Annotated in this window: 9 protein-coding genes and 4 tRNA genes; 2 read left to right on the top strand and 11 right to left on the bottom strand. The window is 58.4% G+C overall.

The window, feature by feature from the left end; translation table 11 throughout:
• The 11 genes from ACXWUF_RS13430 to ACXWUF_RS13380 form a co-directional block, all read right to left on the bottom strand.
• Positions 1-192, bottom strand: a 192-nt coding sequence (locus tag ACXWUF_RS13430; RefSeq protein WP_458495172.1) for a GTP-binding protein, incomplete at its 3' end; no start/stop codon positions are given.
• A gap of 46 nt (positions 193-238) precedes the next feature.
• Positions 239-314, bottom strand: a tRNA-Thr gene (locus ACXWUF_RS13425).
• A gap of 14 nt (positions 315-328) precedes the next feature.
• Positions 329-402, bottom strand: a tRNA-Gly gene (locus tag ACXWUF_RS13420).
• A gap of 20 nt (positions 403-422) precedes the next feature.
• Positions 423-507, bottom strand: a tRNA-Tyr gene (locus tag ACXWUF_RS13415).
• A gap of 42 nt (positions 508-549) precedes the next feature.
• Entirely contained in the window at positions 550-1,152 is a 603-nt protein-coding gene (gene pth, locus ACXWUF_RS13410) for an aminoacyl-tRNA hydrolase (protein ID WP_458495171.1), read from the bottom strand.
• Positions 1,153-1,167: 15 nt separating this feature from the next.
• Positions 1,168-1,779, bottom strand: a complete 612-nt coding sequence (locus ACXWUF_RS13405) for a 50S ribosomal protein L25/general stress protein Ctc (protein WP_458495170.1) — start codon at positions 1,777-1,779, stop codon at positions 1,168-1,170.
• Between the two features lie 39 nt (positions 1,780-1,818).
• Positions 1,819-2,772 carry a ribose-phosphate diphosphokinase gene (locus tag ACXWUF_RS13400; RefSeq protein ID WP_458495169.1) on the bottom strand — a complete coding sequence of 318 codons (954 nt, stop codon included), beginning with the start codon at positions 2,770-2,772 and terminating at the stop codon, positions 1,819-1,821.
• A gap of 42 nt (positions 2,773-2,814) precedes the next feature.
• Positions 2,815-2,889, bottom strand: a tRNA-Gln gene (locus tag ACXWUF_RS13395).
• A gap of 18 nt (positions 2,890-2,907) precedes the next feature.
• Entirely contained in the window at positions 2,908-3,759 is an 852-nt protein-coding gene (gene ispE / locus ACXWUF_RS13390) for a 4-(cytidine 5'-diphospho)-2-C-methyl-D-erythritol kinase (RefSeq protein ID WP_458495168.1), read from the bottom strand.
• A gap of 3 nt (positions 3,760-3,762) precedes the next feature.
• A complete protein-coding gene (gene lolB, locus ACXWUF_RS13385; RefSeq protein ID WP_458495167.1) occupies positions 3,763-4,377 on the bottom strand; it encodes a lipoprotein insertase outer membrane protein LolB in 615 nt (204 codons plus the stop codon).
• The gene (locus tag ACXWUF_RS13380; protein ID WP_458495166.1) at positions 4,364-6,088 is read right to left on the bottom strand and encodes a tetratricopeptide repeat protein; all 1,725 of its coding nucleotides are present in this window, start codon (positions 6,086-6,088) and stop codon (positions 4,364-4,366) included. Before ACXWUF_RS13380 ends, lolB begins: the two co-directional genes overlap by 14 nt.
• Positions 6,089-6,346: 258 nt before the next feature.
• On the opposite strand from ACXWUF_RS13380, the gene hemA reads away from it, so the two are divergent.
• A complete protein-coding gene (hemA, locus tag ACXWUF_RS13375) occupies positions 6,347-7,606 on the top strand; it encodes a glutamyl-tRNA reductase (RefSeq protein ID WP_458495165.1) in 1,260 nt (419 codons plus the stop codon).
• A gap of 4 nt (positions 7,607-7,610) precedes the next feature.
• Positions 7,611-8,693, top strand: a complete 1,083-nt coding sequence (prfA, locus tag ACXWUF_RS13370) for a peptide chain release factor 1 (protein WP_458495164.1) — start codon at positions 7,611-7,613, stop codon at positions 8,691-8,693.
• Positions 8,694-8,913: the final 220 nt, after the last annotated feature.

Raw genomic sequence — 8,913 nt, 5'->3', positions numbered from 1 at the left:
CGCGATGGTGATGCCGCGCGCCCGCTCCTCGGGGGCCGCGTCGATCTGGTCATACGCCTTGAACACCCCGCCGAAGCGCTCCGCGCCCACCTTGGTCAGCGCCGCCGTCAGGGTCGTCTTGCCATGATCCACATGACCAATCGTTCCCACGTTCACATGCGGCTTCGTGCGTGCAAACTTTTCTTTGGACATCCGCCAACACCTCTTGCTGTGTTTTACCTAAAGTACGCAAAAAAACTGGAGCCCATAACCGGATTTGAACCGGTGACCTCTTCCTTACCAAGGAAGTGCTCTACCGACTGAGCTATATGGGCACTAAAACCTTTTTTGGAGCGGGTGATGGGAATCGAACCCACGCCATCAGCTTGGAAGGCTGAGGTTCTACCATTGAACTACACCCGCGCTACATATCTCTTTAAAAATGGTGGAGGGGGAAGGATTCGAACCTTCGAAGGCAGAGCCGTCAGATTTACAGTCTGATCCCTTTGACCGCTCGGGAACCCCTCCAAGCAAGTGAGTCGCTTATTTTCTTCGATTAAACCGTAGCCGTCAATTATTTTTTGATTTAGAACCCGCGCCACCATGCAGCCGATTCATAACCGGGTCCAACTCACCGGACAGGATGTCCGACAAGAAACCGATTGCCCGCGCTATGGCACCCCGGATTAACTCGTTCTCGGAAGCCGACGGCGCATCCAAAACATAGCCAATCACGGCGGCACGGTCGCCAGGATGGCCTATTCCAAGCCGTAAACGGTAGAAATCCGCAGAACCTAAATGGGTAATTAGATCGCGCAACCCATTGTGCCCGCCATGACCTCCTCCATACTTCAAGCGAACCGTTCCCGGCGGGATATCCAATTCATCGTGAACCACCAGAATCTCATCCGGCGCGATTTTGAAATACTTCGCCACAGCGCCGACGGCCTGCCCACTACGGTTCATATAAGTCATCGGCTTGAGCAAATGAACCGGGGTGCCGTCAACATCCAATCGAGCAGCCCAGCCATGAAATCGCTGCTCCTGATGGAAGGACACCCTTCGCGTCGCAGCGATCTCATCCAAAAACCAAAACCCGGCGTTATGCCGGGTTTTTTCATACTGGGCCGTCGGGTTTCCCAATCCGACGATAAGTTTGAACTTAGCCGACACTCGGCTGCTCCATTATCAGCCAGCCGTCCCTTCGGAAGCTTCGGATACCCGGTTGGACTGGATCACCGCGACCGGGAGGTCATGCTCCGCCCCATGCGCTAGAGCGACAATTTCGACGCCCGCCGGAACTTTGATTTCGGATAGATGAACCGACTGACCAACATCCACCTGAGCCAGATCGACCTCAATATACTCGGGCAAGTAATCTGGCAAGCAGGTAACTTCAATGTCCACCATATTGTGAGTGACGATACCACCCTTCTTGGCACCCACTGAGGTTTCCTGATTTATGAAATGCAGCGGCACATGCACACGGATTTTGTCGGCGGCGCTAACCCGCTGGAAATCCATATGCATGATAATCGGCTTACTGGGGTGCCTTTGCAGGTCTTTAAGAATGGCGCGCTCTTCTCGAACGCCATCCACCTTGATCGTGAGAATATGCGAATAGACCGCCTCATTCTCCAGGCTCTTCACAACCTTATTGTGAACCAGAATCAAGCCCTCTGGCTCGCCGCCACCGCCGTACAGAATCGCCGGAACCTTGTTGGCTTGGCGTAAACGGCGGGCATCGCCCCTGCCGGTAACTTTTCTCGACTCCGCTTCAAACACAAAACTGCCTGCCATCTTTTTCTCCAAATACTCTGAGCAGTGATAAAAAGTCGTCTAATCGACATACATGGAACTTACCGATTCGCCAACCGCGATTCGGCGTATGGTTTCCGCCAGCATCTCGGCGACGCTTAACTGGCGAATCTTGGAACATTTTTCAGCCGCCGGACTTAACGGGATGGTATCCGTAACCACCAACTCATCCAGCACCGAAGCTTCCAGATTATCCACCGCCCGGCCCGACAACACTGGATGAGTGCAATAGGCAACGACCTTCTCCGCGCCATGCTCTTTAAGGGCCACGGCGGCCTGGCATAAAGTGCCAGCGGTATCCACCAAGTCATCCACCATGATGCAAGTGCGGCCCGCCACATCGCCGATGATATTCATGACCTTGGCCTCGTTCGGCCGAGGTCGCCGCTTGTCGATGATAGCGAGTTCAGCGTCGTCCAAGCGTTTTGCCAAGGCCCGCGCCCTGACCACGCCCCCAATATCGGGGGACACCACCATCAGGTCGGGATATTTCTGTCGCCACACATCGCCCAGCAGGATGGGGGATGCGTACACATTATCGACTGGCGCGTCGAAGAAGCCCTGAATCTGATCCGCGTGCAGATCGACCGTCAAAACACGGTCGGCCCCCGCCGCGCAAATCATTTTTGCCACTAATTTTGCGGTGATTGGGACCCGGGCGGAGCGGATGCGGCGATCCTGCCGCGAGTAACCGTAGTAAGGGATGACCGCCGTAACGGTGCCTGCCGATGACCGCCGGAAAGCGTCGATCATAATCAGCAATTCCATCAGGTTTTCGTTAATCGGCGCACAGGTAGGCTGGACAATGAAAACGTCGCGACCCCGGACGTTTTCCTCAATTTCAACGGCGATTTCCCCATCAATGAAGCGACCGATGGTCGCCATCCCCAACCGCATATTAAGCTTGCGCACAATGCCTTCGGCCAAAGGCAGGTTAGCGTTTCCCGAAAACACCATGAACGAGGCGTCGGTCATTCGAACAACTCCAGAACCAAGATGTCGAGCGGGATAAGAGATTGGCTGGGGCGCCAGGATTCGAACCTGGGAATGCCGGGATCAAAACCCGGTGCCTTACCGCTTGGCTACGCCCCAATAAACTCGATTAATGAACTAGGCAATGCCCAACGCTTTATGTAGTGGTGAACTGTTGACGCCTTTCGCCACAAACACTGACCACGATTCGCCCAAATCTTTAACCGCTTTTCGCGCTTGAGATTCGTCGCTAAATGCCGCAAAAACGCAGGCACCCGTGCCAGTAAGCTGAGCAGGTCCAAAGCGGGACAAATCATCCAACGCTTTTCCAACTTCAGGATACAAACTCGTGACCACAGTAAGGCAATGGTTTTCGTGCTGGCCCGCGAGGAAGTCGCGCATTTTGATAGGTTTGTTATCGCGTGTCAAATCAGGCGACGTAAAAACCTTCGCCGTCGCGACATGGCAAGCGGGCACCACCAACACATACCAAGGCTCGGGAAGCTCCAACGGGGTCAGAACCTCGCCCACGCCTTCCGCCCACGCGCTGCAACCGTTGATGAAAACAGGCACATCCGCACCCAATTTAAGGCCCAACGCCATCAGCTCTTCATTAGTCAGCCCCGCGTTCCACAATCGGTTCAAACCCAACAGAGTAGTTGCGGCGTCAGAGCTTCCGCCCCCCAAACCGCCACCCATCGGCAAATTTTTCTCGATTCCGATGGTGACGCCCGCCCTAATTCCAATAGCATCCCGCAAAGCGTGCGCCGCCCGCACGGTAAGGTCGGCTTCCTCTGGAACACCTGGCAAAGGCGCTTCCAACCGAATTTGGCCATCAGGGCGAGGGCGCAGGGTGATCCAATCACAGCGGTCGATGAATTGGAAAACGGTTTGCAGCAGGTGATAGCCATCCTCGCGTCGACCCACGATCCTCAGCGTAAGATTCAGCTTGGCCGGTGCTGGCAGGCGCAATATTTCGCTTTCTCTCACGAATCAACCTCCGGTATTCCAGGTGTCGGCGATGATTTTCAGCTTCACGGCAACATCATCGCGCTCCACGCGCAGCTTCTGCGGCAAAGCACGGTTATTCAGATGAGTGAAGCTGTCCACGCGGATGGTCCATCCCAATTGCCGGAACCCGGCGGTCGCGCCCCCACCGACTTGGATCGGCGCATGGGCCAAGGCCGGGTCTGGCAAACCTAGCATCCAATAACGCAGGCTAGCTAAGGGAACAGAGAAACCCAGCCGCTCCCGCAATTCGGCATCCGGGTCACGGGACAGCTTGGTGACGCCATTACCCTCGTTGATGTAAAGCAAGTCTTTTTGCACGATGATGGAAACCATGCCTTGGCTCAGCGGCCCGGAAATTCGCAGGCGATCCTGCGCCGCCTCGTGTTCCCAAAACAGGTTGGCCTGCCAAGCGTCCCCGGTGGTGCGCACACCAATGCGCCCTTCCAATCGCCACATCTTGAGCGCGTACAGTGCTTGGGTATTCTCGGGCAAGGGCGGCGCGGCGGTTTCCGTCCGCAGCGATGCACAACCGGGCAACAACACCATCAGCGCCAGCGGGACCGCCAAGCGCCGGATCAAACCGTTATTTGAACGCATCCTTATAGCGAACCTTCACCCGCCTCATGTCTTCCTGGTTGGGGTCTTTCTTGAGCGAATCATTCCACACCCTCTTGGCTTCCTTTTTCTGGCCCGACTCCCACAGCACTTCGCCATAATGCGCCCCGATTTCGGGGTCTTGCACCAAATCGTAAGCCTTGCGCAAATACACTAGCGCTTCCTTCAAATTGCCCAGGCGGTATTGCAGCCAGCCATAACTATCCATGATGGCGGGGTCTTCCGGCTTCAAGGCAATGGCCCGCTCCAGATAACCTTTGGCCTCGTCCAAACGCTCGGCACGATCCGCCAGCGTGTAGCCTAGGGCGTTGAGGGCGTTGGGGTCATCGGGATTCTTTTCCAACACCGCCCGTAGATCGGCCTCAAGCACGTCGAACCGCTCCAACTGCTCGGCGATAAGCGCCCGCGAATAAAGCAACTCCACTTGGCCGGGCAACTCGTCCAGTCCTTCGCTCAACAAGTCGAACGCCGCGTCGTAATCCTTGTTTTTCGACAGCAGCTCCGCTTCCAGCAAATAAAGCCGCAACGCCTCATTGGGGAAACTCTTCCGAACCTGACTCAACCGCTGGCGGGCCTCGCTCAAGCGGCCGAGATTAATCAGCGCCGTGATGCCGTTGACCCGCGCATCGAACTCCAAGGGGCCGACAGTGATTTTATCGAACCACTGCCGGGCGCTCTCCAACCGGCCTTGTTTGGCTTCGATCAACCCCAGATAAAAATAGGCCTGGGATTGCCACTTGGGCACTTCGGTCAGCCGCTGGAACTCCTGGCGGGCTCGATCAAGCTGGCCCTTCTCCATCAGGGTCGAAGCGAGCGCGAAGCGGGCGTCCTTATCCCCCGGCTCTTTGTCGAGAATGCGCTGAAGCTCCCGCTCGGCGGACTTCAAGTCCCCCGACTTGGCGAGAAACTGCGAATAAATCAGCCGCAGCCGATTGTTATTCGGATCGCTTTTCAAGGCTCGCTGGACGGATTCCCGGGCCGCCGCCGAATCGCCCATCTGGGCCATCACCTGGGCTTGCAGGAGGCGGGCGCGGCTCCAATCGGGATGCAGCGCCAAGGCGCGCTGGGTTTCGTCCAAAGCCAATTGGTGCTCGCCCTTGTCGCTCGCCAGCAGGGCGTAGGCGAAATGCAGCTCCGCCACGCTGGGGAACTGTCCGACGAGGTGCGCCATGGCCTTTAGCCCCTCCTCCTTGGAGACCTCGGTGTTCAGCCATTTCACCAACTCGATCAGGGTGTTTTCTAGCTCAACGTCCTTGAGCGCTAGCAAGGTCTTGAACTCCGCCACGGCCTGGTCGAGCTGCCCGGCTTTCAGCAGCAGCATGGCGTTGACGCGGTGCGCGGCCACATTCTTGGGATCGTGGGCCACCCACAAGGCGGCGGCTTCCCGCGCCTTGTCGTTGTTCTTAAGGTACAGCGCAATCTGGGTGGCGCGTTCGGCCACCTGGGCATCGGGCTTGCGCCGGGCCACCTGGAGATAATTGTCCAAAGCGGTATCGTATTGGCCCCGCTGGCCGGCCAATTCCGCCGCCAATAGCAGATAAACCGTTTCCGAATCCTGCGCCGCCGGGCGAGTGCTCGTCCGCACATCGCCCTCGATGAAGCCATCGGAACCCGTCCGCGAGGCATTCAGACCGGCGCATCCCGAGAGCCAAACCGCCCCGGCACAGGCCAAACAAACCAATCGTTTTGCCACTGGTGGAATCTCTAAATCGAAGAATCGAAAAAAACGGAAATATGGAGTAGTCTCGACAGGTTTTTGTCGCCCGGCCCGACATGTGCGTGGAATCGTCATCCCAAGGCGGCTTGGCGCGGCGGAAGGTATCGAAGACGGCAATACCGCCGTGATTTTAGCCTTCCTTGACGGGCCGCGACAAACTGAAACCACTCCCGATTTGGCCCCAACGGCGCTTTTTTTTAGAATTATATTCTTAACGCTGCACAAAGTGAGCCGATGGGCATTTTAACCGTAGGACTGAACCATAACACCGCGCCGGTCTCGATCCGGGAGCGACTGGCATTTCCGACCGAGCGGCTGAGGCACGCCCTGCATGGCCTGATTCAGTTGCCGGATATTGAGGAAGTGGCGATTCTCTCCACCTGCAACCGCACCGAACTGTATTGTGGCGCCGAATCCAAAGGCCGGGATGCGCTGATCGACTGGATCGCCCATGAGCAACGCCTGCGCCGCGAGGAATTCCAGCCGTTTCTCTACGCCCATACGGACTCCGCCACTATCCGCCACATGTTCCGGGTGGCGTCCGGCCTGGACTCGATGATTCTCGGCGAGCCGCAAATCCTTGGCCAGATGAAGACGGCCTACCAAACCGCCGCCGAAGCCGGAACGTTAGGCAAGACGCTCGGCAAGTTGTTCCAACACACCTTCACCGCCGCCAAGAAGGTCCGCACCGACACCGCCATCGGCTCCAGCCCCATTTCCGTGGCCTTCGCCGCCGTCCGGCTGGCCCAGCGCATCTTCGACGACCTCAGCAAGCAGACCGCCATGCTGATTGGCGCCGGGGAAACCATCGAACTCACCGCCCGGCATCTGACCGAAAACAAAATCGGCGAACTCATCATCGCCAATCGCACCTACGATAAGGCTCACGCCCTGGCGCAACAGTTCAACGGCTTCGCGATTTCCCTGTCGGAACTGCCGAAACACCTCGCCAAGGCCGACATCGTGGTGTCCTCCACCGCCAGCCATTTGCCCATACTCGGCAAGGGGAGCGTCGAAAGCGCTATCAGGGCACGCAAGCACAAGCCCATGTTCATGGTGGACTTGGCCGTGCCCCGCGACATCGAACCGGAAGTGGAGCAACTGCGCGATGTCTACCTCTACACCGTCGATGACCTGCGCAACACGGTCGAAGAAAACATCCGCTCCCGTCAGGAAGCCGCCAAGCAGGCCGAAGAAATCATCGACACCGAGGTGGACCACTTCCTCGCTTGGCTGCGTGCCCAGGGCGCGACCAGCACCATCCGGGATTTCCGCACGCACGCTGAGCGCATCCGGGATGAAGCCCTCGTCAAGGCACAGCAAGCCCTGCGCGGTGGCCGCTCGCCGGAAGACACCCTGGAACTGCTGGCGAATCTGCTCACCAACAAGCTCATTCACACGCCCAGCACCCAGATCAAACAGGCGGGCGTCTACGAACGGTACGATCTCATCGCCGCCGCCCGCGAACTTTTCCAACTGAAAGACGGTTCCTGATTACGTGAAATCCTCCATCCGCCAAAAACTCGACCACCTCTCCCAGCGTTTCGAAGAAATCACCGCCCTCCTGGCCGAGCCGGAAACCCAGAACGACCAGAACCGCTTCCGCGCCTTAAGCCGGGAATATGCCCAGCTCAATCCGGTCGTCACCTGCTTCCGGCGCTACCTGGAATCCGACGACGCCATCGAGTATGCCCAAAGCCTCGTCAGCGACCCGGACCCGGAGGTGCGTGAACTCGCCCAGGACGAACTCGCCGACGCCGAGGCCAATCAGGCCAAGCTGGCCGAGGAACTGCAAATCCTGCTACTGCCCCGCGACCCCAATGACGAGCGCAACATCTTCCTAGAAGTCCGGGCCGGTACGGGTGGGGCCGAGGCGGCGCTGTTCTCGGGCGACTTGTACCGCATGTATGCCCGCTACGCCGAGCAAAAAGGCTGGAAGACCGAGGTCATCAGCGAGAGCGAGGGCGAAATGGGCGGCTACAAGGAAATCGTGGTCCGCGTCAGCGGCCAGGATGTGTACTCCCGCCTGAAGTTCGAGGCGGGCGCCCACCGCGTGCAGCGCGTCCCCGCCACCGAGACCCAGGGCCGCATCCACACCTCCGCTTGCACCGTGGCGATTCTGCCGGAAGTGGATGAGGTTGAATTCGACATCAACCCGGCGGATTTGCGCGTCGACACCTTCCGCGCCTCCGGGGCGGGCGGTCAGCACGTCAACCGCACCGAGTCGGCCATCCGCCTTACCCACATCCCCACCGGCGTGGTGGTGGAATGCCAGGACGAGCGTTCCCAGCACAAGAATCGGGCGCGGGCCATGTCCTTGCTGCAATCGCGCATCCTGTCGGCCCAGCAGGAGAAGCAGACGGCGGAAATCGCCGCCTCGCGGAAGCTCCAAGTCGGCAGCGGCGACCGCTCCGAGCGCATCCGCACCTACAACTTCCCGCAGGGCCGACTCACCGACCACCGCATCAACCTGACCCTGTACAAGCTGGAAACCATCATGACCGGCGACCTCGATCCGGTGATCGAGCCGCTTATCAGCGAGCATCAGGCGGAGTTGTTGGCGCAGTTAGCTGAGGAATGAGGTGGAAAAACCCGATCCACTCAGGACTCGCGAAGCCATCCAGAGGGCTTTGTCAGAGCCTAAGTGGGGCATCAAGGACTTGACTCGCAACACAAGAGCCACCCAACGACTAAGAGCGTGTTTTAAAAGTTTGGGCTTCTAGAAAAGTAGGCCGGAATAAGCCCGTCGGACGCGCAGCGGACGAGGGGCGTTTCCGGCACCCCGCCGCCGGCAACGCCGC

Source organism: Methylomagnum sp. (genome assembly GCF_054333355.1).
The sequence above is the reverse complement of the archived record's forward strand: the minus strand, read 5'-3'. Positions and strand labels throughout refer to the sequence as shown.

Excerpts from the sequence above, each read along its gene's own strand:
- hemA (WP_458495165.1), top strand. The coding sequence starts at position 6,347 with ATGGGCATTTTAACCGTAGGACTGAACCATAACACCGCGCCGGTCTCG.
- lolB (WP_458495167.1), bottom strand. The coding sequence starts at position 4,377 with ATGCGTTCAAATAACGGTTTGATCCGGCGCTTGGCGGTCCCGCTGGCG.
- ACXWUF_RS13400 (WP_458495169.1), bottom strand. The coding sequence starts at position 2,772 with ATGACCGACGCCTCGTTCATGGTGTTTTCGGGAAACGCTAACCTGCCT.
- ACXWUF_RS13405 (WP_458495170.1), bottom strand. The coding sequence starts at position 1,779 with ATGGCAGGCAGTTTTGTGTTTGAAGCGGAGTCGAGAAAAGTTACCGGC.